Below are 23571 nucleotides of genomic sequence, written 5' to 3'. Positions count from 1 at the left end.
GCGGGTCGCAGCACGCCTCAGCGGATTCCGTCGAGGAACCGCACCACCCGCTCCACGACGAGCGCCGCGGCCTCTGGCTCGTACGACGGCAGGGACGGGTCGGTGAAGAGGTGGCGGTCGCCCGGGTAGAGGAACAGCTCGGCGTCGGGCGAGGAGTCGACCAGCTCCTGCGCCGCCTCGAGGTCGCCCTCGCCCGCGAACGACGGGTCGGCGTCCATGCCGTGCACCTGGACGGGCACGGCCTCGGGCCACGCGTCGCCGAATTCGGCCACGGGGACGCACGCCTCCAGCAGCACCGCGCCCTTCGCCCCTGCGCGGGTCTGCGCGAGCATCTGGGCGGGCAGGACGCCGAGGGAGATCCCCGCGTACACGGTGGCGTCGTACGCGTCGGCCGCGCGCCGGCCGCGCTCCAGCACCGTCGCGAACCCGACCTCCTCGACGTGCGCCATGCCCTCGTCGAGCGTCGCGAACGTCCGACCCTCCAGCAGGTCGGGCGTGTGCACGACGTTCCCCGCACCGCGCAGCGTCTCGGCGAACGTCAGGACGCCCTCCGTGAGCCCCTGGACGTGGTGGAACAGCAGGACCTCGGCCATCTCTCCTCCTCGTGACGAGCCGTCGCGGCGCGCGGCGCGACGCCGTCACCCATCCTGCGGCCGTCCGCCCGCTCCCGCCGCCCGGGCCCGTGCGACGAATTGCCTCGCCCTGACCGAGGACGTCGGACAGACTCGGCGGGATGACGACGACGGCACCCTCATGGCGCGTGCTGCGCGCACCCGAACCGCCCGCCGACCTCGACGACCCCGACGCCTGGGCCGTGCTCGCCTACAGCGAGATCGAGCACGACCGCGAGCTGGCCGTCTGGGGGTGGACCGACCAGTGGGCTCCGCCGTGGGTGCTGCTCGGCGCGCTGCGCCATCAGGTGCACCACCGCAAGGTCCTCTTCGCAGCGGTGCGCGCCGACGAGCCCGCGGCAGGTCCGGCGGGCGAGCCCGCAGTCCCGGAGCGGGGATTCGATCCCGGTGACGTCGCGGGCGTCGTCCTCGCGGTGGTGCCGCGCGACACGGCCGAGGGCATCGCCTGGGTGAGCCCGCGCGTGCGGGAGGGCGAGCACGCCGACGAGGTCCGCGACCTCGTGCTCGACGCCGCCGAACGGTTCGTCGCGGGGCTCGGCCGCGACACGGTCGCGTTCACCACTCCGCACAGCCCGGAACCCGACGCCGGGCCGACGACGATCGAGCCGCCGACCGGTGTCGGCCGGGTCCCGGGAGACGCGCCGCCCGTCCGGGCCGCGCTCGCGCGCGGATACGCCCTTGAACAGGTCACCCGGCACTCGACCCTGCACCTGCCGGTACCGGCCGTCGTGCTCGACGCGCTCGAGGCCGAGGCGCGCAGGTCGGCAGGGGCGTACCGCACGTCGACGTGGTTCGACGAGGTCCCCGAGGGCCACCTCGACGGCATGGCGGAGCTCTGGGGGCGCATGAGCACGGACGCGCCGTCCGCCGGCCTCGACCAGCAGGAGGAGCACTGGGACGCGGGTCGCGTGCGCGACCACCTCTCCGACCTCGCGGACCGCTCCCAGCACGTGCTGATCACGGTCGCCGAGGATGTCGGGACGGGAGCGCTCGTCGCGTTCTCCGTGCTCCAGGTGCCCCGCGCCGAGGTCCCGTTCGGCTTCCAGGAGGACACGCTCGTGGTGCGCGAGCACCGCGGTCACCGTCTGGGCACCCTGGTCAAGGTCGCGAACCTCCGGGCACTCGCCGCGTGGCGTCCGGGGGTGGTGCGCATCCACACGTGGAACGCCGAGGAGAACGCGCACATGCTCGCGATCAACGTGGCGCTCGGCTTCCGGGCCGACGGCGTGGCCGCGGTCTGGCAGAAGCGGCTCACCACCGCGGGCTGAAGGGTCGGGAGGCGACGTTCGTCAGGCCACCGGACCATCGCCCGGGTGACGGTCGCACCGGGCGGGCCGCGACGTCGGTCAGTAGGTTGGAGGCCATGACCTCCACGCCCGTGCCCCCGCCCGTCGACGCCACCACCACCGCGTCCTGGGACGCGCTGAGCGCCCACCGCGACGCGCTGGACCCGGACCTGCGGGCGTGGTTCGCCGCCGACCCCGAGCGTGCCGACCGGCTGACGCACGCGGCGGCGGACCTCACGGTCGACCTGTCGAAGAACCTCGTCACCGACGAGACGCTGGCCCTGCTCGTGCGGCTCGCCGACGAGGTCGGGCTCGCCGGGCGCCTGGACGCCATGTTCCGCGGCGAGCACATCAACGTCACGGAGGACCGCGCGGTCCTGCATACCGCGCTGCGCCGCCCGGCCCCGCTCGGCGACGACGCCCACCTCGTCGTCGACGGGCAGGACGTCGACGCCGACGTGCACGACGTCCTGCACCGCGTCTACGCGTTCGCGGACCGGGTGCGCTCGGGCGAGTGGACGGGTGTCACGGGCGAGCGCGTGCGCACCGTCGTGAACATCGGCATCGGCGGGTCCGACCTCGGCCCGGTCATGGCGTACGAGGCGCTGCTGCCGTACAAGCACGAGGACATCGAGGTCCGGTTCGTCTCGAACATCGACCCCACGGACCTGGCGGAGACCACGGCGGGCCTCGACCCCCGCACGACCCTGTTCATCGTCGCGTCGAAGACGTTCGGCACGCTGGAGACGCTGACGAACGCGCGGCTCGCGCGCGACTGGCTGTGGACCGGGCTGTCCGCCCTCGGCGCGCTGGAGGACACGGACGAGGCGCGGCAGTCCGCCGTCGCGCAGCACTTCGTCGCCGTGTCCACGGCGCTCGACAAGGTCGCGGCGTTCGGCATCGACCCGGAGAACGCGTTCGGGTTCTGGGACTGGGTCGGCGGCCGGTACTCGGTGGACTCCGCGATCGGCACGTCGCTCGCGATCGCGTTCGGCCCGGACCGCTTCGCCGAGCTCCTCGCCGGTTTCCACGCGATGGACGAGCACGTGCGCACCGCGCCGTTCGAACGCAACGTGCCCGTCCTCATGGGCCTGCTCAACGTCTGGTACGTCAACTTCCTCGACGCGCACACGCACGCCGTGCTCCCCTACGCGCAGTACCTCCACCGGTTCCCGGCGTACCTGCAGCAGCTCACCATGGAGTCCAACGGCAAGCGCGTGCGCTGGGACGGCTCGCCCGTCACCACGCAGACGGGCGAGGTCTTCTGGGGCGAGCCGGGCACGAACGGCCAGCACGCGTTCTACCAGCTCATCCACCAGGGCACGCGCCTCATCCCCGCCGACTTCATCGCCGTCGCGAACCCCGCGCACCCGCTCACGGACCGCGTGGGCGACGGCGGCGCCGTCGAGCCGGGCGCGGACGTGCACGCCCTGTTCCTCGCCAACTTCTTCGCCCAGACGAAGGCGCTCGCGTTCGGGAAGACCGCGGACGAGGTGCGCGCCGAGGGCACGGACGAGTCGCTCGTCAGCGCACGCACGTTCCCCGGCAACCGCCCGACGACATCGATCCTCGCCCCCGCGCTCACGCCGTCGGTCCTCGGGCAGCTCGTCGCGCTCTACGAGCACATCACCTTCGTGCAGGGCGTCGTGTGGGGCATCGACAGCTTCGACCAGTGGGGCGTCGAGCTCGGCAAGAAGCTCGCGCTCGAGATCGCACCGGCGCTGACCGGCGACGCCGCCGCGCTCGACGCCCAGGACCCGTCGACCGCCGCGCTCATCGAGAGGTACCTCGACCTGCGAGGGTGACCCGGGTCTCCCGGGCGCGGGCCCCCGGACCCCGGCCCGGGCCCGACGGCGCGGTGACCAGCAGCGTCGCCGGGCCCGCCCGGTCGGCCCGATCGCCCTTTCGTCAGGAGTCCTTCGCCCCGGGCTGCGAACCCGGCCACCGTGCGTACACTTGCGCCGACGCGGCCGCCCGTGGCGCGCCACCCCCATGTGGAAGGACCCTCGCGATGCCCCCTGTCGCCTCCGCCAGCCCCGACACGCTCGCCCGCACGCTGGTCGACCACGCCGACAAGGTCCGCGCCGCGTGGCTCGAGGCGGCCTCCGCCGAGCTGCACGGCCGCACGTCGCGCGGCGAGCTCGAGCGCGAGCAGACGGACATCCTCGACGCGCTCGTCGACGGCCTCCGGGCAGGCGGCACGGTCCTCGCGGACCCGGCGTTCGACCAGCTCCGCGGCATCCTCGCCGACGTCTCCGCCGCGCGTGCGCGCCTCGGCTTCTCCCCGCGCGAGACCGCGACCGGCGTCTTCGCGCTCAAGGAGGGCCTGTACCGGCTGACGTCGGACGACGGCGTCGAGGTGGACACGACGACCCTGCTGCGCCTGGTCGACCACCTCGGCCTCTTCACCTTCGAGTCGTTCGCCGCCGCGCGCGAGGCGATCATCGTCGAGCAGGCGGAGCAGCTCCTCGAGCTGTCGACGCCGGTCGTCAAGCTCTGGGACGGGGTCGTCGCGGTGCCGCTCGTCGGGACGCTCGACTCGGCACGCACGCAGGTCGTCATGGAGAAGCTGCTCAACACGCTCGTGGACACGGGCAGCGAGCACGCAATCATCGACATCACCGGCGTGCCCGCCGTCGACACGCAGGTCGCGCAGCACCTCCTCAAGACGGTCGTCGCGGCGCGGCTCATGGGCGCCGAGTGCACGATCAGCGGCATCCGCCCGCAGATCGCGCAGACCATCGTCGCGCTCGGGATCGAGTTCGGGGACATCCGCACCAAGGCGAGCCTCGCCGACGCCCTCGTCGCCGCGCTGCGCAGCCGCGGCGCCGCAGCTCCCGGGCTGCCCGCATGAACGACGGCGTCCCGATCCTCAAGATCGGCTCCACGCTGCTCGTGACCATCCAGGTCGACCTGCAGGACGACACGGCCCTGCGGCTGCAGGAGGACCTCGCGGAGCGCATCACGTCCACCGGAGCGCGCGGCGTCATCATCGACATCTCCGGCCTGGAGATCGTCGACAGCTTCATCGGCCGCATGCTCGCGTCGGTCGCGGCGATCTCCGCCGTGCTCGACGCGACGACGGTCGTCGTGGGCATGCGGCCCGCGGTCGCCATCACCATGGTCGAGCTGGGCCTGTCCCTCGGGGACGTCCGCACCGCGCTGGATGTCGAGCGCGGCCTCGCGCTCCTCGTGCCCGACGAGCGGTCCGCCGAGGAGATCCTGCTCTCCGCCGCCGAGCGCGAGGAGAGATGACGACCACCACCACCACCGAGCAGCAGCGGCTGCCCGTGCGCACGGACTCGGACGTCGTCAAGGTCCGTCAGCTCGTCCGGTCGCTCGCGCAGCAGGCGCGCCTGTCGCTCGTCGACCAGACGAAGCTCGTGACTGCCGCGAGCGAGCTCGCCCGCAACACGCTCGTCTACGGGGGCGGGGGCGAGGCGCACGTCGAGGTGGTCGCCGACGCGACCCGCACGGGCGTCCGCGCGGTCTTCGTCGACGAGGGCCCCGGGATCGCGGACCTCGACCTCGCCCTCACGGACGGGTGGACGAGCGGCGGGGGCCTCGGGCTCGGGCTGTCCGGGTCGCGCCGCCTCGTCCAGCACTTCACGATCGACACCGCGCCGGGTCAGGGCACCCGCGTGGAGATCGCCACCTGGTCCCGATGATCGTGCCCGCGAGCGCCCCGGTGGACCGCGGCGACGCCGCGCCGGGACGGCGCTCGGTCGTCGAGGACGGCACGTGGCACACGATCGACCACGAGTCCGCGGTCGGCGGGGCCCGTCGGGGGGCGAGCGCCGTCGCCGCACGGCTCGGGTTCGGCACCGACCGGGCGGCGGAGGTCGGGCTCGTCGTGTCCGAGCTGGCGACGAACCAGCTGCGGCACGCCGGATCCGGCAGCGTGCTGGTGCGCGTGCGGCGCACCGGCGCGGACGCGGTGCTCGACGTGCTCGCGGTGGACTCCGGCCCGGGGATGCGCGACATCGAGGCGGCGATGCGCGACGGCGTGTCGAGCCGCGGGACGCTCGGGATCGGCCTGGGGACGGTCTCCCGGCTGTCGTCGGGGTGGGACGCGTGGACCGCGCCGGGCCGCGGGACCGTCGTCGCCGCGGCGTTCGCGCCGCCGCGCACGCCCGTGCACCTCGACGACGCGACGGGCGTGACGCGCCCGATGACGGGCCAGGGCGTGTGCGGGGACGCGTTCGCCGTCCGGCACGACGAGCACGGCCCGAGCCTGCTCGTCGCGGACGGGCTGGGGCACGGCCCGCTGGCCGCGGTCGCGTCGGACGCTGCCGTCCGGGCGTTCCTCGACGCGCCGGCCGGCCCGCCCGTCGCGGTGCTCCAGCGGGTGCACGCGGCGCTCGGCGGCACGCGCGGCGCTGCCGTCGCCGTGGCCCGGGTCGTCGGGGACGTGCTGGAGTACGCGGGTCTGGGGAACATCTCCGGCTCGGTGACCGGGACGCGGGCGCGTGGCCTCGTGAGCCATCCCGGGATCGCGGGGTCGCACGGGCGGTCCCTGCGGGGGACGACGTACGCGGTCGAGCCGGGCGACGTCGTCGTCATGCACAGCGACGGGCTCACGGACCGGTGGTCGCTCGCCGACTACCCGGGCCTCGCCCGGCGCTCCCCGCTGGTCGTGTCCGGCGTGCTGCTGCGCGACCAGGGCGTGCGGCGGGACGACTCGTGCGTGGCCGTCCTGCGGGCACCGCGCGCCGAGGAGGTGGGGTGATGCCGCTGCTCGCGACACAGCTCCGCACCGACACCGACGTGCTCGCGCTGCGCCGGGCCGGGCGGGAGATCGGCCGCCACCTCGGCCTCGACACGCAGGACCAGGTGCGGGTCGCGACCGCGCTCTCCGAGGTGGGGCGCGCCGCCGTCGCGACGGGACCGGTCGACGTCGTCATCACCGTCGTGCCGGTCGTCGCGCACGCGGAGCTGCACGCCGAGATGGTCGCGAGCGCCCCGCTGCCGACCGAGGGCGACCCGAGCGACGGCGGCGTGCCCGCCGCCCGGCGTCTCGTCGACGACCTGGAGATCGACCCGGCCGGGTCGCGCGTCGTGCTGACGAAGCGGCTCGCCGCGACCGCGCGGATCGACGCAGAGACCTTGGAGACGGTGCGGCGGTCGGTCGGTGCCGTGCACGCCGCGGACGCGCTGGAGGAGCTCCGCGTGCAGAACGCGGACCTGCTGCGCACCCTCGACGAGCTCACGCACCAGCGCGAGGAGCTGCGCCGGTTCAACGACGAGCTGGAGGAGACGAACCGCGGCGTGCTCGCGATGTACGACCAGCTCTCGGCGGAGCTCGAGGAGACGAACACCGGGGTCGTGGCGCTCTACGCCGAGCTCGACGAGCGCGGTCGCGCGCTCGCCGCGGCGAACGAGTCGAAGTCCCGGTTCCTGCGCAACGTGAGCCACGAGCTCCGCTCGCCCGTGAACTCGATCCTCGGGCTCACGTCCCTCCTGGGCGACTCGCCCCTCGACGACGACCAGGCGCAGCAGGTGACGTTCGTGCGCGAGAGCGCGGCGACCCTGCTCACGCTCGTCGACGAGCTGCTCGACCTGGCGCGCGCCGAGGCCGGGCACGAGGACGTGGAGGCCGCACGCGTCGAGCTCGACCCGCTCCTCGACGAGCTGCGCGGCACGACCACGCCGCTGCTGCGCGACGGCGTCGCGCTGGAGGTCGACGCGGTGCCTGGCCTCGCGCTCGTCACGGACCGCCGCCTCCTGGCCCGCATCCTGCGCAACCTCCTCACCAACGCGGTGAAGTTCACGGACGCCGGCACCGTGCGGCTCGAGGTCGCCCCCGACGCGGGCTGCGTCCGGTTCACGGTGACCGACACCGGCCTCGGCATCCCCGCGGACCAGCTGGACGCCGTCTTCGAGGAGTTCGTGCAGGTCCCGAACCGGCTGCAGCCGACCGTGCGCGGCACGGGCCTCGGTCTGCCGTACGCGCGCAGCACGTCGCAGGCGCTGGGCGGCACGCTCGTCGCGACGTCGGACCCGGGCGAGGGCAGCGTCTTCACGCTCCGGCTGCCGGACCTTCCGACCCCCTCGGCCGCTGCGGCTCCCGGCGCGGTCCCGGCGGACGACCCCGCTGCGCGCGAGCGGTCGGTGGGTCACGTGCTCGTCGTGGACGACGACCGCGCCTACGCGACCGTGCTCGTCGCGATGCTCCGGGACGACGCCGCGCGCGTCAGCGTCGCGCACGACGCCGACCACGCCCTCGCGCTGCTCAAGGACGGGCCCGCGGACGTCGTGCTGCTGGACGTGCGGATGCCCGCCATGGACGGGGTGACCCTGCTCGGCCGCATCCGGGACCGGCACCCGGGCATCCCGGCGGTCCTCATGTCGAGCGTCCCCGCCCCGGACGTCCCCGCCTCCCTCGGACCTGTCCCGTTCCTCGGGAAGGCCGCGGTGGACCGTGCGTCGCTGGTGGCGACGCTGCGCCGTGCGGCGGGGGCCACATGAGCACCGAGCGCACCGTCCTCGTCGTCGACGACACGCAGGCGCACCGGTACGTCATGGCGAGCTGGCTGCGGCGCGCCGGGTTCGCCGTGGTCGAGGCGGCCACGGGGGCCGACGCCCTGCGGCTCGCGACGCCCGGCACGGACGCCGTCGTGCTCGACGTCAACCTTCCCGACGTGTCCGGGCGGGAGGTGTGCCGTCGGCTGAAGGACGACCCGCGGACCACCCACGTGCCCGTGCTGCACGTGTCCGCGACGGACGTCGACGCCGCCGCCCGGACGGCCGGCCTGGAGGGTGGCGCCGACGCCTACCTCGCCGAACCGCTCGACCGCGACGAGTTCGTGGCGACCGTCGGCGCGCTGTGCCGGGGCCGCGCCGCCCAGCGGGACGCGGGCCGGGTCGCCGCACGCCTGGAGGCGCTCGCGGAGGCCCTCGTCCCCATGCACGAGGCCCGCTCGGCCGAGGACGTCGTGGACCATGCGGCGCGCGGCGCGTGCACCGTCCTCGGGCGTCCCGTCGTCGCGATGATCGTGGCGGACGCGGGAGTGGTGCTGCGCTCCGTGTGCCGGACCCCCGACGCGCCGCTCGCGCGCGGGCGCGGCACGGTCCCCGTGCTCCCCCCGGCCGGCCTCACGACGTCCGTGTTCGGGTCCGACGCCGTCCCCGCACCGTGGCGGCCCCTGCTCGCCCAGGCCGGGGTGCCCTCGGGCGCGTGGTGGACGATCTGGCTGGTCGACGGGGGCGGTGCCCTCGTGGGCGGGCTCGGGATCCGGCTGGACGACGTGCAGGCGGGGCCGACCGACGAGGAGCGCGACGTCGCGGGGAAGTTCGCCGACGCCGCGACGACCGCGATGTCGAACCTGCGGACCTTCGCCGAGGAGCACCGCACCACGCTCGCGCTGCAGCGCACGTTCCTCCCGTCGAGCCTGGCCGTGCAGGGCGCGCTCGACGTCACGGCCCGGTACGAGGCGTCGGACGCGCGCCTCGACGTCGGGGGCGACTTCTACGACGCGTTCGACCTGCCCGACGGTCGTGTCGCCGTCGTGATCGGCGACGTGCAGGGGCACTCGCTGCGCGCCGCGACCGTCATGGCGGAGGTGCGCCTGACCCTGCGCGCCTACCTGCGCGAGGGGCACGGGGCGGCCCGCGCGCTCGACCTGCTCAACGACACCCTGCGCGCGGACCACACCGAGTTCGCCACGGTGTGCGTGTGCGTGGTCGACCCGGCGACCGGTGCGCTGGAGGTGACGGACGCCGGGCACCTGCCCGCGCTGATCGTGCGCACCGACGGGACGGTCGTCCCGGCGAAGGTGGGCTCGCGCCTCCTGGGCGTGCCGAGCCCCGACGACCGGCCGGCCCACCGCGACGTCCTCGCCCCCGGCGACCTCCTCGTCATGGTGACCGACGGTCTCGTCGAGCGCCGGGACGGTTCGCTGCGCCACGCGGTCGACCGGTTGGCGCAGGTTGCCGCCACGGGTGCGGGCGGCGACCCGGCCGCGACGTGCGACCTGCTCGTCGCGGCGTTCGACGACCCCGGCCGCGAGGACGACGTCGCCGTCGTCGTGGCCCGCCGCCGCCCGGTCTGACCGCCGCCGAACCCCGGGTTGTTCGGCACGGAGCGGCTTCCGTGCCGAACAACCCGGGGTTCGGCGAGACCAGGTGACCTGAGCCCGACCGACCGACCGGGCGGCGTCACGCGCGCCGCAGGCCGAGCATGACGACGGCGCCGACGGCGACGTGCTCGGCGAGGAGCACGACGACCGCGCCCGCGCCGACACCGCCCAGCGGGCCGAGCAGGGACACGACGAGCACGACGGCGCACGTGACGAGCCAGGCGCGCTCGCCCCGGCCGGGGGCGGCCCGGCGGACCCGCCCGAGGAGGGCGCGAACGCCCCAGCCGGCGAACCCGACGACGAGGGCGGCCACGACGACGGACACGAGCCCGACGTCCTGCACGGCCGACCCGGACCGGGCGGCGACGTCCACCCCGGCGGCCGTGCCGACGAGCCACACGGCGGCGCCGACGAGCGCGGCGGCGAGCGGGACGGCCCAGGGGGGCACGCGGCGTCGGGCGGCGGTGACCCGGCCGGACGGGTCCTGAGCCGGTCCGGTCCGGTCCGACGCCGCGGGGGCGGGACGGGTGGTGGGGTGCTGCGAGGACATGGGAACCTCCTGCGTCGCACGGCCGGGGCCGTGGCCGGCCTCGTGCCGACCCCCTCACGCTGCCGACGCTCGGTCACCAGCCGCGCCCGTCCGATGTCGGTCGCCGCCCCTGCCGAGGGCGGTCCCCGCCCCGACCGTCGGACGTCGACCCCCGACCTCGGTCGGTGTCGGGCGGGCGCGACGCTGCCTACCGTCGACGTCATGAGCACCTCCGTCCACGACTGCCCGCCCCTCGCCGGGCCGCCCGTCCTCGCGACGGCCGCCCACCGGCGCGACCCGACGGCCCGGATCCTGCCGTGGTCGTGGTTCGCGGCCGCGTGGGCCGCGGTCGCCGTCCTCACGCTCCTGTCGCTGGTGCCCGTCCTCGCCGGGGCGGACGTCACGGCGCTCGGCCCCGCGCTCGACGTCGCGGTCGCCGTCGCGGTGCTCGCGCTCCTGCCGTTCCTGTGGTCCCGCCGACCCGTCGCGGTGGCGCTCGCGCTCGCCGCGCTCGCCGCGGTGTCCGGCGCGGCGACGCCCGCGTCGACGGTCGCGACGCTCCACGTCGCACGCTGGTTCCCGGTGCGGACCGCGCTGCCCGTCGCCGCGGCGGGCTTCGCGGGCCACGCCGTCCAGGCGCTGTGGCGCCCCGTGTCCATGCCGCTCGGCTGGTGGCTGCTGTGCGACCTCGCGGTCCACGCCGCCCTCCTCGGGTGGGGTGCGTACGGGCAGGCGCGCGCCGAGCTGCTGCGGTCGCTGCGCGAGCGGGCCCGACGCGCGGAGGTCGAGCAGGAGCGCCGCGTCGCCGAGGCGCGGCTCGCCGAGCGCGCCCGCATCGCGCGCGAGATGCACGACACGCTCGCCCACCGCCTGTCGCTCCTCGCGTCCACGGCGGGCGCCCTGGAGTACCGCCCCGACGCGCCGCCAGAACGGCTCGCGTCCGCCGCGGCCCTGGTGCGCGCGGGGGTGAGCGCGGCGCTCGACGACCTGCGCGACGTCGTGCGCGTGCTGCGCGACCTGCCCGACGACCCGCAGCACCCGGACGTGCCCCCGACCCGGCCGGGTCTCGGCGACGTCCCGCGGCTCGTGGTCGAGGCGCGCGCCGCGGGCGAGGTGACCTACGAGCGGGAGGGGGACGCCGTCCCCCCGCCCACGGTCGCGGTCGCCGCCTACCGGGCGGTGCAGGAAGGGCTGACGAACGCGCGGCGGCACGCGCCCGGCTCGCCGGTGACCGTGCGGGTCGCCGCGCGGGCGGGCGAGGTCCGGGTGGTCGTGGCCGACGGCGGGCCGCGCCTCGTCCCCGCCGGGCCGGCCGGTCCGGGCCTCAGGACAAGCACTGGGACGGGCGCCGGGACGGGGACCGGGCTCGTCGGGCTGCGCGAGCGTGTCGCGCTCCTCGGGGGGCGCCTCGACGCCGGGCCGCGCGACGACGGCCCCGGGTTCCTCCTCGACGTCCGGCTACCGTGGGACGCATGAGCCAGCCCGCGCGCGAGCCGGCCGAACGGCCCGTCCGGCTCGTCGTCGTCGACGACGACGCCCTCGTCCGGTCCGGCCTGCGCCTGCTGCTCGACGGCGCGCACGGCGTCGAGGTCGTCGGGGAGGCGGCCGACGGCGGCGACGTCGCCGCCGTCCTCGACGCGCACCCGGCGGACGTCGTGCTCATGGACCTGCGGATGCCCGGGGTCGACGGCATCGAGGCGACGCGCCGGGTGCAGGCCCGCGCGGACCGGCCCGCCGTCGTCGTCCTCACGACGTTCGACACGGACTCCGAGGTGACCGGCGCCCTGCACGCCGGCGCGGCCGGCTACCTGCTCAAGGACATGCCGCCCGAGCGCATCGTCGCCGCCGTGCGCGCCGCGGCCGCGGGCGAGCCCGTCCTGTCGCCGCAGATCGTGCGGCGGCTCATGGCCTCCGCGGCCGGGTCGGGCGGCGCCCGCGAGCGCGCCCGGGACGCGCTGGCCCGGCTGACCGACCGGGAGCGCGACGTCGCGCACGAGATCGGGCGCGGCGCGAGCAACGCGGAGATCGGCGCGCGGCTCTACCTCAGCGTGCCCACCGTCAAGGCGCACGTGTCGAACGTGCTGCTCAAGCTCGGTGTGGAGAACCGGACGCAGGTCGCGCTCGTCGTGCACGACGCGGGCGACCAGCGCTGACGGCGCGCGTCAGTCGCCGGGCCACTCCCCCGTCCACTTCTCGAACGCCCGCGCCCCGCCCCGGTCGATGAGGGCCTTCACCACGGCGTAGATCGCCCCCTGGATCATCGCCGCGAGCAGGATCTCCTTGAGCGGGTACTCCGACTGCAGCGGGGTCGGCGCGTCCTTGCGGTCGCCGGGCCCGACCCGCTTGTACACCTGCTTGAACACCTGACCGGCCACGAGCCCGCCGACGATCGAGCTCGCGATCCCCACGGGGCGGTACAGGATCTTCGCGGCCTTGCCGCCGTCCTTCTCGGGAAGCTCGTCCCCGATCGATGCGTCTCCCATCCCTCGACGCTAGGCCGCACCGCCGCTCGTCGCGCGCCGAGAGGGTCGCCCGTGCATCACGCCGGGACGGCGGCGCAGCCCGCGGGGTCGACGACGACGGTGACCGCCGACCCCACGTCGAGGTCGTGCGGGGTCCCGGCCTGCGGGTCGTCGGCGAGCGCGACGAGCCGGGCGGTGCCCTCCCGGCCCGGGAGCGCGACGTCGACCGTCACCTCGGTCGTGCCGCGACGGAACGTCGAGCCGACGACGGTCGCCCGCCACGCCCGCCCCGGGTCGTCGTCCCGGCGGGTCACGCGCAGGCCCCGCGGCCCGACGGCGAGCAGTCCCCCCGACCTGTCAGCGTCGGGTCGGTCCCGGGACCGGTGGGGTGCTGACAGGCCGTGACGGGCGAGCCCCGCGACGTCGAGCGGGACGAACGCCTGGTAGCCGAGGAACTCCGCGACCCGGCGCGACGCGGGCGCGCGCCACAGGTCCTCGGGCGGCGCGACCTGCAGGAGCCGGCCGGCGTCCATGACGGCGACGCGGTCGGCGACGGTGAACGCCTCGTCGTGGTCGTGGGTGACGAACACGGCCGTCGTGCCGGTCGAGCGCAGGGCGGCCCGCAGGTCGAGGGCGAGGCGTTCGCGCAGGCCCCGGTCGAGCGCGGACAACGGCTCGTCGAGGAGGAGCAGGCGCGGTCGCGGCGCGAGGGACCGCGCGAGCGCGACACGCTGGCGCTCCCCGCCGCTGAGGGTCGTCACCGGGCGCTTCTCGTACCCGGCGAGCCCGACGACGTCGAGCAGCTCGCGCACGCGGTCGTCCCGCTCCGCACGGGGCAGGTCCGCGATGCCGTACGCGACGTTCCCCGCGACGTCGCGGTGCGGGAAGAGCTGCCCCTCCTGGAACATCAGCCCGAAGCCGCGCCGGTGCACCGGGACGCCCGCGAGGTCGTCGTCCGCGAAGCGCACGCTCCCCGCCGCGACGGGCTCGAGGCCCGCGACGGCGCGCAGCAGGCTCGACTTGCCGCACCCGCTCGGCCCCAGCAGGGCCAGCACCTCCGCGGGCGCGACGTCGAGCGAGACGCCCGCGACCGCCGTCGTGCCGGGGTCCGCGTGCCGGGTGCGGCCGCCGCCCCCGTAGCGCACGACGACGTCCCGCACCTCGAGCCCGGCGCCGGTCTGCACCATCAGAACTCTCCTCCGGGACGGTCGCCGCGCAACCGCTCGGCGAGCAGCATGACGGCTGCGGTGAGCAGGGCCAGCACGACGCTCGCGGCGAGCGCCATGCCCTGGTTCTCCGCGCCCGGGCGGCCCACGAGGCGGAAGATCACGACGGGCAGGGTCGCGGTGTCGGGGCGGGCGAGGAACGACGTCGCACCGAACTCGCCGAGCGACACCGCGAACGCGAACCCGACCGCGAGCCCGAGCGAGCGCGCCGCGATCGGCCCGTCGACGCTGCGGAACACCCGCCCGGGACCGGCCCCGAGGGTCGCGGCGGCCTCGCGCAGGCGCGGGTCGATCGCGCGCAGCGTCGGCAGCACCGTGCGCACGACGAGCGGCACGGCGACGACCGCCTGCGCGATCGGCACGAGCAGCCCCGAGGTGCGCAGGTCGACGTCGAGCCCGAGCGGGCGGTCGAGCGTGACGAGGAACCCGAACCCCACCGTCACCGCGGAGACGCCGAGCGGGAGCATGAAGAGCGAGTCGAGCGCCGTGATCGCGCGGCGCCCGGCACGGGCCCGGGGGCGGCGTGACACGACGAGCGCGACGAGCCCGCCGACGACCACCGCGATCAGGGTGGCGAGCGCGGCGGTGCGCAGCGAGTTCCCTGCCGCCTCCCACACGGTCACCGACAGGGCGTTGGCGCCGCCCGTCGTGCCGAGGTTCGCGTAGTTGTCGAACCCCCAGCCGCCGCCCGGCACGCGCAGGGACCGCACGACGAGCGTCGCGAGCGGCAGCCCGACGAGCACGACGACCACGAGCGCCGTGACCGCCACGGGCAGGAGGTCGGCGCCGGGCCTGCCCCGGCGACCGCTGCCGACGGGTGCGCGCCGCCACAGGCGCACGGGGTGCGCGGCGCTCGACGCCGCCGTGAGCGACAGCGCGCGCTCACGCCGGGCGCGGGTGCGGTTCGCGACCGTGAGCGCCGCGACGACGACGACGAGCTGCACGACCGACAGGACCGCGGCGGTGCGCAGGTCGAGGAACTGGGTCGTCTGGATCCAGATCTCCGTCTCGATCGTCCCGTAGCGGATGCCGCCGAGGACGAGGACGACGCCGAACGCCGTCGCGCAGAAGAGGAACACGATCGACGCGGCGCTCGCGATCGCGGGCGCCAGGGCCGGCAGGGTCACGGTGCGGAACGCGCGCCACGGCGTCGCGCCGAGGGCGCGCGCGGCCTGCTCGGCGCGCGGGTCGAGGTGCTCCCACAGCCCGCCGACGGTGCGCACGACGACGGAGTAGTTGAAGAACACGAGCGCGACGACGATCGCCGCGAACGTGCCGTCGAGGCGCAGGAAGCCGAGCGGGCCGCCGTCGACCAGGAGCGTGCGGAACGCGACGCCCACGACCACGGTGGGCAGCACGAACGGCACGGTGACGAGCGCGCGCACGACGCGCCGCCCGGGGAACCGGCACCGGTAGAGCACGTACGCGCCGGGCAGGCCCAGCAGCACCGACAGCGCGGTGCCGAGCGTGGCCTGCCACAGCGTGAGCCCGACGATCCGCCACGTGCGGGGCGTCGAGAAGACCTCCGCGAACCCCGAGAGGTCGAGCGCGCCGTCGGCCACGAACCCCCGCGCGACGAGCGCGACGACCGGCCACGCGAAGAACACCCCGAGGAACGCGAGCGGCACCGCCGCCGCGACCCCCCACGCCACCCCGCGCCCGATGCCGCCCCACCGCCCGGCCACCGCCCTCACCAGGGTCCTCCCTCGAAAGCCCCCGGTACCACCTCGCGAGCCTGCGGTACTACCTCGCGCAACCCCGGTACTACCTCGCGCGCCTGCGGTACTACCTCGGCGCCGAAGTAGTACCCAGGTAGGCCGAGGTCGTACCCCGGTGAGCCGACGGCGGAGGTGGTGGGGGCGGCGTCGGAGGCGAAGGGCGTGGTGGGTCTGGCGGGAGCGCCGCGAGGAACGAGCGGCGCGGATGGCAGCCCGAGCCCCGACGCCGCCCCCGCCGCCGGACCCGACCCGCACGCCGCCCCCATCGCCTGACCCGACCCGGCCAGCGAAACCCGACCACGCACGAACAGGCTCAGCCGACGACGGTCGCCGTCCACGCCTGGATCCACTCGTCGCGGTGCGCGTCGACGTCCTCGGGCGCGACGTCGAACGGCTCGTCGGCGAGCGGGGCGAACTGCTGCCACTCGGCGGGCAGCTCGACGGTGTCGTCGGCGGGGTACATGTACATCTGGCCGGGCACGTCGGCCTGGAACGCCTCCGAGACGAGGAAGTCGACGAGCTGCCGCGCGCCCTCGGGGTTGTCGGCGCCGGCGAGGACGCCCGCGTACTCGACCTGGCGGAAGCAGGTGTCGAGGAGCGCGCCGGTGCTGGTCGACGTGCCGTCCTCGCTCACGGTGAAGGCGGGCGACGTGGCGTACGACAGGACGAGGGGGCGGTCGCCGGCGCCCTCGCCGCCGGAGAAGTCGACGGAGTAGGCGTCGGACCAGCCGTCGACGACCTTGACGCCGTTGTCGCGCAGGTCGGCCCAGTACTGCTCCCAGCCGTCCTCGCCGAACGCGTCGACGGTGGCGAGGAGGAACGCGAGGCCGGGGGACGACGTCGCGGGGTTGGTCACGACGAGCAGGTCCCGGTACTGCGGGTCTGCGAGGTCGTCCAGGGTGGCGGGCTCGGGCACGCCCGCGTCCTCGAACCAGGCGTGGTCGACGTTGACGCACACGTCGCCGACGTCGATCGCGGTGAGCTCGCCGCCGTCGCCCACGGCGTACTGCGCGGCGGACTCGGACAGTCCGGCGGGCGTGTACGGGTCGAGGACGCCTTCGGCGATCGCGCGCGACGCGAACGTGTTGTCGATGCCGAAGACGACGTCGCCGAGCGGCGAGCCCTTCGTGAGGACGAGCTGGTTGACGAGGGCGCCTCCGTCGCCGGGCGCGACCTGCTCGACCTCGAGACCGCTCTCGGCCTCGAACGCGGCGAGCACGTCGTCGCTCACGGCGAAGGAGTCGTGCGTGACGAGGGTGACGGTGCTGTCCGACGCCGCGGGGTCGCCCCCGGTGTCGTCGCCGCCCGAGCAGGCGCTGACGGCGAGGAGCGCGAGGGTGGTCCCGGCCGCGAGGGCGGCGGGGCGGGTGATGCTGTGCTGCACGTGTCCTCCCTGGACGTTCAGGAGGGGTCCGCCCGTGCGCGGTCGTGGCCCGTGGGCCTGCGCGTGCGGGTGGTCGAGATTCCCGACTTCCTCCACCGGTGCTAACCGGGTCAGGTTCGAGGGTCTGCGGCGGTCCGCACTCTCAGCTCCTCCAGGAGCTCCCCTGTCGTTCACGGCGAGCCTACACCGGCGGTGCGCCGCCTCGGCGTGGGGCCCGGACCCGCACTACGGTGGTGCGGAGCACACCGACGCAGCGAAGGAGACCCCGTGGCAGACACCGAGGAGAAGACCACCCTGGCCCTGAAGGTCGGCACGGTCGCCCTGACGTTCGCCGCGGGCTGGGCGGCGCAGAAGCTCGTCACGGTCGTCTGGGCGAAGGTGACGGGCCACGACGCCCCGAAGGACCTCGACGACGAGGAGGTCGGCATCGTCTCGGCCGTGACGTTCGCGGCGGTCGCCGCGGGTGTCGGGGTCCTCGCCCGGCGGTTCGCCGGCAGGGGGGCCAAGCGCTTCGTCGGGCGCCTCACGTCGCACTGAGCGGGCGACCCGTCGGGCGCGGGTGCGGCTCCTACCCGACGGAGCCCGGGGCGACGACCGGGAGACCGAGGGCGCGCGCGGCGGCGCGCATCTGCCGGTCGTAGGTCACGACGGCGACCAGGTCCGTCCCGAGCTGGGCGGCCGTCGCCAGGTGGATGGCGTCGAGGCCGCGCACGTGGACCTCGATCGCCGCGGCGCCGCGGACGACCGCCGGGCTGATCTGCCGCCGGGCGAACGCCGCCAGGACCGGTGCGACCCGCTCCGCGTGGTCCAGTCCCTCGCGGACGGCGAACCGCGCGAGCTCGACGTCGAGCAGGAGCGAGGACGTCAGGACGGTCCCGCCCTCGACCTGCTCGCCGAGGTAGTCCAGGTACGCGTCGGTCTCGCTCTCCCTGCGCACCTGCTTGAGCGCGGCCGACGTGTCGACGTACAGCGCCTTCACGTGCGGTCCCCGCGCAGCTCGGCGAGGACGTCCGCGGTCGGCCGGCCCTGCGCCTCGGCGGGTGGGGCGACGAGCGCGGAGGCCGTGGCGGGGACGTACTCCCCCTCGGCGACGAGCCGCTCGTACGGGCTCGACGTGATCGGCACGATGCGTGCCACGGGGTGACCGTGGTCGGTCACTACGACCGGCGTGCCCTCCCGGACCATCCTCAGCACGGCGCTCGTCCGCTGGTTGAGGTCGCGCACGCCGACCGTCGGCAGCTCCTCGGGGATGCGCATGCCCACCAGTGTAGGCCGGCGTAGAACATCGTTCTACAGCTCACCCCGCACACGTGCCCGCACGGGCGGGCCCGGCGTCACTCCCCCGCGACGAGCAGCGTCGTGATCGGACCGACGACGATCACGTACATGAGCGCCAAGAACGTGGCGTGCAGCACGCAGAACAGCAGCGCGTCGCGGGCGACGCCGCGCCCCCCGAAGTGGGTCGCGAGCCTCCGGGCGAACCGGAGCGGGTGCAGCAGGTCCCAGCTGTTGAAGCGGACGTACCGGCCGAGGTAGATCCCGAACGCGACGAGCAGGAGCAGGCCCGCGACCACGAGCCACGACCCGGTCCGGCGGAACGGGGCGTCGTCGTGCGGGTAGCGCGCCACGGCGTACAGGGCCTGCGCGAGGAAGACGTTCACGACCGTGTTGAGCACGCCCGACATGGCGAGCGTGAGGACGGCCACGATGTCGTACCAGAGAGGCACGTCCTCGCCCTCGCGGCGGTGGTTGAGGTTGAGCTCGGTGACGAGGTAGCCCGCGTTCGGGAGCAGCACGACCCACGCGAGCAGCCCGGCCCCGGACACGACGCCGACGACCCACGGCGGAGCCCCGCCCGCGAGCAGGATCCCGTCGACCACGACGACGGCGGTGAGGACGAGCACCGGCAGAACGGACAGGGCGAGGTTGAGCAGCATGGGCCGGTAGACGCGCACGCGGTACAGGGGCGCGCGCAGCAGCACCAGGGCGAGGGCGAACACGTTGAGGCCGATGACGCCCAGGAGGAGGAGGTCGAGCAGCACGGCCCCCACCGTAGGCGGGCGGGCGCCGTCGTGCGCTGCGGCGAGACCGGGCGGGCGGCGCTACGCGTCGCGCACGGCCACCCGCGGCAGCGCGAACCAGAGACCGAGGAGGACGACGAGCACGGCCCCGCTCGCGCACAGCGCCGCGGTGCGGCTGACGACGACGTCGACGACGAGCAGCACGGTGGCGGTGAAGATCAGCGCGAGGACGCCGATCCCGGCGCGGGTCACGCGGTCCGAGAGGGTCACGAGGTCGGGCTTGACGTGCTTGCGGAACAGGGAGCGGTGCATGCTCACCGGGGTGATGAACAGCCCGGTGGCGAGGACCGACAGTCCGACGAGCACGAGGTAGACGGCGACCTGGAACGCGTCGAGGTCGGAGAAGCGCGCCTGGAACGGCAGGGTGAGCAGGAAGCCCGTGAGGATCTGCACGCCCGTCTGCATGACGCGCAGCTCCTGGAGCAGCTCGACCCAGTTCCGGTCGGACCGTTCCTCCGGCGTCTCCTCACGGCCGTGGTCCTGCGTCGCGCCGTCGCCCCGGTCCTTGCCGTGCGCCACCCCGGTCTCCCCGGTCATCGTCCCGCCTCCGTCCGTGCCCGTGCGTCGTCGTCCGGCGCGGCTCTGCCGTCCGTGCCGCGCTGGGCTAGTGTTCCACCGTTGGGGTCAGGAATCGGCTCCGTCCTGCACCGACCCCTGGGGACCCCATCGATGGACGCCGTCCTGCCCGCCGACCCCCCGGACCGTCTCGGGGACGCGTCCGACGCGCTCACGACCGTGCTCGCCGCCCTCTGCGCCGGCGACGCGCCTCGCGTCGGCCGGTTCCGCGTCGACCCGGCGACCGACCGCTGGTGGTGGTCGGACGAGGTGTACGCCCTGTACGGGTTCCGGCCCGGCGACGTCGTGCCCACGTCCCTCCTCCTCCTCGCGCACCGCTCGACCGACGACCGCGTCCGCGTCTCCGACTCCCTCGTGCGGACCGCGCGGACCGGTCAGCCCTTCGGGTCGGTCCACCGCATCGTGGATGCGGCCGGCCGTGCTCGCACGCTGGCGGTCGCGGCGCAGGGTCGCCGGTCGCGGTCCACGGGTCAGGTGGTCGAGGTGTCCGGGTACGTCGTCGACGTCACCGACTCCTACCACGAGGCTGCGCGGCAGGAGGCGACGGCGTCGATCCGCGCGGCGGAGGCGTCGCGCTCGGTGATCGAGCAGGCCAAGGGCGTGCTCATGGTGGCGTTCGGGGTGGGTCCGGACGAGGCGTTCGCCCTGCTGCGGCGCCGGTCGAACGACTCGAACGTGCCGGTGCGGGAGATCGCCCGGCACCTCGTGGGCAGCCTCGGCGGCGGGGACGACGTGGTCGACGCGGCGCGCCACCGCGTGGACGCCCTCCTGAATGACGCAGCCGACGCCACCGACCTCTGCGGCGTCGACGAGACGGGTCAGGAGCGCTCGGGCTGAGGGGAGGCGTCCAGGCCGGGGACGCGGCGCGTGTCGACGATCTCGCGGGCGATCTCGACGAGCTTGATGTTGGCGTCCTGCGACACCCGGCTCAGGACGGCGAACGCCCGCCCGGGCGTGAGGGAGAACCGCTCCATGAGGATGCCCTGCGCCTGCCCGATGAGCGTGCGCGTCTGCACCGCGGACTGGAGCTGCTCCTCCGTGCGGGCTGCGGAGATCGCGGCGGCGGCGACGGCCGCGAACGTCGCCGCGAGGTGCTGGTCGTCGAGCTCGAACGCGTCCCGCCGGGTCGAGTACATGTTGAGCGCGCCGTGCGCCTCGGAGGACGTGTAGAGCTGCACGCAGAGCATCGACCGCACGCCCAGCTCGTCCGCGACCCGCGGTGCCCAGCGCGGCCATCGCGCGTCGGTCTCGACGTCGCCCGACTCCACGACGGACGTCTCCCGGATCGCGTCCAGGCAGGGGCCCTCGTCGAGCGCGTACTGCAGCTCGTCGCCTCGTGCGACGTCCGGGTCCGTCACGGCCGGGCTCTCGATGCGGCGGCGCGTCACGAGCGAGATCCCCGCGGACTCGCAGCCGTCCACCATCGACACGGCGAGCTCGACGACCCGGTCGAGGGTCTGCTGGAGCGTGGGCTCGTCCGCGAGTGCCCGTGCCGCGTCCGCCACGCGCCGTGAGATCCCGAGCTCGTCGGACGCGTCGAGCACGTCGAGGACCGTGTCCGGGCCGGGCGTGGAGCGGCCGGGCGCCGGGCGGTCCGTGACACCGGGAAGGCCCGTGCGGGGGATAGGCGGCTGGGTGCTGGTCATGGTCTCTCGTCTCCGTGCTCGACCGGGTCTCCAGGGTACGTCGGCCGCGCCACCGGCGGCGGAGGTCCCGGCCGGGCGCCGTGCCCGGACGGGACGGGGAGCGGTGGCCGTCTCGCCCGCACAAGGCGTGGCGGCTGGTCCCGAGCACGGGCCCCGTCGCTCTCGCGACGGGACCGCTCCCCGACGGGTGCGACGCACCCGTCCTCCGTGCCTCCCCGTGCGGCGCGCGGCCGGACGGCCGATCCGGCCGTGCGCGCCGCCCAGGGGGTCGTGGACGTCAGAACACGGGCTTGCCCCCCGTCACGCCGAGCACCGTCCCGGAGACGTAGCTCGCGTCGGTGGGCGAGGCGAGGAACACGAACGCAGGTGCGACCTCCGCGGGCTGGCCCGCACGACCGAGGGGCGTGTCCTGGCCGAACGCCTCGATCTTCTCCGCGGGCTGGGTCGCCGGCTGGAGCGGGGTCCAGATCGGTCCCGGGGCGACCGCGTTGACCCGGATGCCGCGCGGCCCGAGCTCGGCCGCGAGGTTGACCGTGAGGTTGTTGATCGCGGCCTTGGTGGACGCGTAGTCGAGCAGCGAGGTGGACGGCTGGTACGCCTGGATCGACGAGTTGTTGACGATGCACGACCCCTCGCCGAGGTGCTCCAGCGCGGACTGCGTGATCCACAGCAGCGCGTACAGGTTCGTCTTGAGCACGCGGTCGATCTCGTCCGTCGTGACGTCCTCGAAGGAGTCGCGCCGGGCCATCTGGAACCCGGCGTTGTTGACGAGGACGTCGAGGCCGCCGAGCTCGGCGGCGGCGCGACCGGGCAGGGCGCGAGCGGTGCCCTCGTCGGTGATGTCGCCGGGCAGCAGGGCGGCGGTGCGGCCTGCCTCGCGCACCCAGCGGGCGGTCTCCTCGGCGTCCTCCTGCTCCTCGGGCAGGTAGGACAGCGCGACGTCGGCGCCCTCGCGCGCGAACGCGATGGCGACGGCCCGGCCGATGCCGGAGTCGCCGCCCGTGACGAGCGCCCGGCGCCCGTCGAGGCGACCGGAACCACGGTACGAGGTCTCGCCGTGGTCGGGCACGGGCTCCATCGGCGCGGTGAGACCGGGAGGCTCCTGCTGCTGGGCGGGGAAGGCGGTGTCGTCGGTCATCAGGTTCTCCTCCTCTGCTTCTGCGGTACCTGTCGGCGGGTCAACGGCGCGCGGGCTCGCGACGCCGCGCGAGCTGCGCCTCGTGGGCGTGCGGCCGGGCGACGGGCTTGACGGCGGCGATCGCCCCGGCGACCGTCGCGTCGGCGGTGGGGCCGATTCCCCCGGCCTTCGTGAGCGCCTTCATGACCTGCGCGGCGGTCTCCTGCACGGGGACGCCGGCTGCGCCCGCGGCCTCGGCGAGCAGGTGCGCGGCAGCCACGTCGTCCACGCCGTGGACGGCCATGAGCACGCCCTTGGCCTGCTCGACGGCCGCCGCGCTGACGAACGCGCGGGACACGGCCCGGTTCGCCTCCCGGTCCAGCACCTCGCGGTGCACCGGGGAGACGTCGACGACGTACCCGGCGATCTCGACGACACGGCCGCGCTCGTCGCGGCGCCCCTGCCCCGTGACGACGACGGAGCGGGCGCGCCCGTGGCCGTCGACGATGCGGTGCGAGCAGGAGAAGGGGCGGCCGGAGCGCAGGGACTCGGTCGCGGCGCGCACGACGCGCGAGCGGTCGTCCGGGTGCTTGCGGGAGCGCAGGGCGTCGAGGCCCGGCTCGACGTCGCCCGGCTCCCAGCCGTGCATGGTGTACACCTCGTCGGACCACCACCAGGTGCCGGACGCGAGCTCGACCCGGTACTGCCCCACGAGCAGGTGCGTCCCCACGGCCAGCACCTCGGCGAGGGAGGCGGGGCGGACGGGCGTCGTCGGCGCGGCGCTGTCGGTGGTCACGGAGCTCGAGGCCATGTCAGTCCTCCTGGATCCAGGGGGT

25 protein-coding genes and 1 riboswitch are annotated in these 23571 nt (G+C 75.2%); of the genes, 12 read left to right on the top strand and 13 right to left on the bottom strand.

All coding sequences use genetic code 11. The features are described from left to right. Positions 1-17: 17 nt before the first annotated feature. The gene (locus LGQ04_RS06085) at positions 18-593 is read right to left on the bottom strand and encodes a dienelactone hydrolase family protein (RefSeq protein ID WP_229242803.1); all 576 of its coding nucleotides are present in this window, start codon (positions 591-593) and stop codon (positions 18-20) included. 140 nt (positions 594-733) lie between these two features. Between LGQ04_RS06085 and LGQ04_RS06080 the strand changes: the two genes are divergently transcribed. From LGQ04_RS06080 to LGQ04_RS06045, 8 genes are all read left to right on the top strand, one after another. Further along, positions 734-1900, top strand: coding sequence for an N-acetyltransferase (locus LGQ04_RS06080; protein WP_229242802.1), 1167 nt, complete (start codon positions 734-736; stop codon positions 1898-1900). A gap of 95 nt (positions 1901-1995) precedes the next feature. Then, positions 1996-3723, top strand: a complete 1728-nt coding sequence (pgi, locus tag LGQ04_RS06075) for a glucose-6-phosphate isomerase (RefSeq protein WP_229242801.1) — start codon at positions 1996-1998, stop codon at positions 3721-3723. Between the two features lie 206 nt (positions 3724-3929). Next, entirely contained in the window at positions 3930-4772 is an 843-nt protein-coding gene (locus tag LGQ04_RS06070; RefSeq protein WP_229242800.1) for an STAS domain-containing protein, read from the top strand. Continuing rightward, complete coding sequence (locus LGQ04_RS06065; protein ID WP_229242799.1) at positions 4769-5173, top strand: STAS domain-containing protein; 405 nt, start codon at positions 4769-4771, stop codon at positions 5171-5173. The genes LGQ04_RS06070 and LGQ04_RS06065 overlap by 4 nt, the downstream gene beginning before the upstream one ends. Beyond that, on the top strand, positions 5170-5586 hold the full coding sequence (locus LGQ04_RS06060) for an anti-sigma regulatory factor (RefSeq protein ID WP_229242798.1): 417 nt from the start codon (positions 5170-5172) through the stop codon (positions 5584-5586). Before LGQ04_RS06065 ends, LGQ04_RS06060 begins: the two co-directional genes overlap by 4 nt. Continuing rightward, positions 5583-6647, top strand: coding sequence for an ATP-binding SpoIIE family protein phosphatase (locus LGQ04_RS06055; RefSeq protein WP_229242797.1), 1065 nt, complete (start codon positions 5583-5585; stop codon positions 6645-6647). Before LGQ04_RS06060 ends, LGQ04_RS06055 begins: the two co-directional genes overlap by 4 nt. After that, on the top strand, positions 6647-8386 hold the full coding sequence (locus tag LGQ04_RS06050; protein WP_229242796.1) for an ATP-binding protein: 1740 nt from the start codon (positions 6647-6649) through the stop codon (positions 8384-8386). The genes LGQ04_RS06055 and LGQ04_RS06050 overlap by 1 nt, the downstream gene beginning before the upstream one ends. Beyond that, the gene (locus LGQ04_RS06045; RefSeq protein ID WP_229242795.1) at positions 8383-9969 is read left to right on the top strand and encodes a fused response regulator/phosphatase; all 1587 of its coding nucleotides are present in this window, start codon (positions 8383-8385) and stop codon (positions 9967-9969) included. Before LGQ04_RS06050 ends, LGQ04_RS06045 begins: the two co-directional genes overlap by 4 nt. Before the next feature lie 106 nt (positions 9970-10075). Here LGQ04_RS06045 and LGQ04_RS06040 read toward each other — a convergent pair whose 3' ends face one another. Then, positions 10076-10546 carry a DUF6069 family protein gene (locus LGQ04_RS06040; protein ID WP_229242794.1) on the bottom strand — a complete coding sequence of 157 codons (471 nt, stop codon included), beginning with the start codon at positions 10544-10546 and terminating at the stop codon, positions 10076-10078. A 201-nt stretch (positions 10547-10747) separates the two neighbouring features. Here LGQ04_RS06040 and LGQ04_RS06035 point away from each other — a divergent pair, with 201 nt between their 5' ends. Both LGQ04_RS06035 and LGQ04_RS06030 read left to right on the top strand, forming a co-directional pair. Continuing rightward, complete coding sequence (locus LGQ04_RS06035) at positions 10748-12001, top strand: sensor histidine kinase (protein WP_229242793.1); 1254 nt, start codon at positions 10748-10750, stop codon at positions 11999-12001. Beyond that, positions 11998-12678 carry a response regulator gene (locus LGQ04_RS06030; protein WP_229242792.1) on the top strand — a complete coding sequence of 227 codons (681 nt, stop codon included), beginning with the start codon at positions 11998-12000 and terminating at the stop codon, positions 12676-12678. The genes LGQ04_RS06035 and LGQ04_RS06030 overlap by 4 nt, the downstream gene beginning before the upstream one ends. 9 nt (positions 12679-12687) lie before the next feature. Here LGQ04_RS06030 and LGQ04_RS06025 read toward each other — a convergent pair whose 3' ends face one another. The 4 genes from LGQ04_RS06025 to LGQ04_RS06010 all read right to left on the bottom strand — a co-directional run bounded on the left by LGQ04_RS06025 (position 12688) and on the right by LGQ04_RS06010 (position 17315). Further along, positions 12688-13008: a DUF4235 domain-containing protein gene (locus tag LGQ04_RS06025; RefSeq protein ID WP_229242791.1), complete on the bottom strand. Its 321-nt coding sequence runs from the start codon at positions 13006-13008 to the stop codon at positions 12688-12690. A gap of 56 nt (positions 13009-13064) precedes the next feature. After that, on the bottom strand, positions 13065-14174 hold the full coding sequence (locus tag LGQ04_RS06020; protein ID WP_229242790.1) for an ABC transporter ATP-binding protein: 1110 nt from the start codon (positions 14172-14174) through the stop codon (positions 13065-13067). Then, positions 14174-15910 (bottom strand): ABC transporter permease, encoded by a 1737-nt coding sequence (locus tag LGQ04_RS06015; protein ID WP_372469995.1) that lies wholly within the window; start codon positions 15908-15910, stop codon positions 14174-14176. The genes LGQ04_RS06020 and LGQ04_RS06015 overlap by 1 nt, the downstream gene beginning before the upstream one ends. Positions 15911-16244: 334 nt before the next feature. After that, the gene (locus tag LGQ04_RS06010) at positions 16245-17315 is read right to left on the bottom strand and encodes a thiamine ABC transporter substrate-binding protein (protein WP_229242788.1); all 1071 of its coding nucleotides are present in this window, start codon (positions 17313-17315) and stop codon (positions 16245-16247) included. A 70-nt stretch (positions 17316-17385) separates the two neighbouring features. Next, a riboswitch (TPP riboswitch) is annotated at positions 17386-17490 on the bottom strand. A 92-nt stretch (positions 17491-17582) separates the two neighbouring features. On the opposite strand from LGQ04_RS06010, the gene LGQ04_RS06005 reads away from it, so the two are divergent. Next, positions 17583-17852: a DUF4235 domain-containing protein gene (locus LGQ04_RS06005; RefSeq protein ID WP_229242787.1), complete on the top strand. Its 270-nt coding sequence runs from the start codon at positions 17583-17585 to the stop codon at positions 17850-17852. Positions 17853-17883: 31 nt separating this feature from the next. On the opposite strand, the gene LGQ04_RS06000 is transcribed toward LGQ04_RS06005, so the two are convergent. From LGQ04_RS06000 to LGQ04_RS05985, 4 genes are all read right to left on the bottom strand, one after another. Continuing rightward, complete coding sequence (locus LGQ04_RS06000; protein ID WP_229242786.1) at positions 17884-18294, bottom strand: type II toxin-antitoxin system VapC family toxin; 411 nt, start codon at positions 18292-18294, stop codon at positions 17884-17886. Further along, on the bottom strand, positions 18291-18572 hold the full coding sequence (locus LGQ04_RS05995; protein ID WP_229242785.1) for a type II toxin-antitoxin system Phd/YefM family antitoxin: 282 nt from the start codon (positions 18570-18572) through the stop codon (positions 18291-18293). The genes LGQ04_RS06000 and LGQ04_RS05995 overlap by 4 nt, the downstream gene beginning before the upstream one ends. Before the next feature lie 77 nt (positions 18573-18649). Further along, positions 18650-19357: a DUF1361 domain-containing protein gene (locus tag LGQ04_RS05990; RefSeq protein WP_229242784.1), complete on the bottom strand. Its 708-nt coding sequence runs from the start codon at positions 19355-19357 to the stop codon at positions 18650-18652. 60 nt (positions 19358-19417) lie between these two features. Then, a complete protein-coding gene (locus LGQ04_RS05985; protein ID WP_229242783.1) occupies positions 19418-19933 on the bottom strand; it encodes a DUF6328 family protein in 516 nt (171 codons plus the stop codon). A gap of 132 nt (positions 19934-20065) precedes the next feature. On the opposite strand from LGQ04_RS05985, the gene LGQ04_RS05980 reads away from it, so the two are divergent. Further along, positions 20066-20809, top strand: a complete 744-nt coding sequence (locus LGQ04_RS05980; RefSeq protein WP_229242782.1) for a PAS and ANTAR domain-containing protein — start codon at positions 20066-20068, stop codon at positions 20807-20809. Here the strand turns inward: LGQ04_RS05980 and LGQ04_RS05975 are convergent. The 3 genes from LGQ04_RS05975 to LGQ04_RS05965 form a co-directional block, all read right to left on the bottom strand. Then, complete coding sequence (locus LGQ04_RS05975) at positions 20791-21618, bottom strand: GAF and ANTAR domain-containing protein (protein WP_229242781.1); 828 nt, start codon at positions 21616-21618, stop codon at positions 20791-20793. The two genes, LGQ04_RS05980 and LGQ04_RS05975, sit on opposite strands and share 19 nt — an antisense overlap. Before the next feature lie 277 nt (positions 21619-21895). Further along, positions 21896-22756 (bottom strand): SDR family oxidoreductase, encoded by an 861-nt coding sequence (locus tag LGQ04_RS05970; RefSeq protein WP_229242780.1) that lies wholly within the window; start codon positions 22754-22756, stop codon positions 21896-21898. Positions 22757-22796: 40 nt separating this feature from the next. Then, complete coding sequence (locus tag LGQ04_RS05965) at positions 22797-23546, bottom strand: PAS domain-containing protein (RefSeq protein ID WP_229242779.1); 750 nt, start codon at positions 23544-23546, stop codon at positions 22797-22799. Between the last annotated feature and the right edge of the window lie 25 nt (positions 23547-23571).

Source organism: Cellulosimicrobium marinum, assembly GCF_020551945.1.
Taxonomy (GTDB): domain Bacteria; phylum Actinomycetota; class Actinomycetes; order Actinomycetales; family Cellulomonadaceae; genus Cellulosimicrobium; species Cellulosimicrobium marinum.
This window is presented reverse-complemented; position numbering and strand designations above follow the sequence as displayed.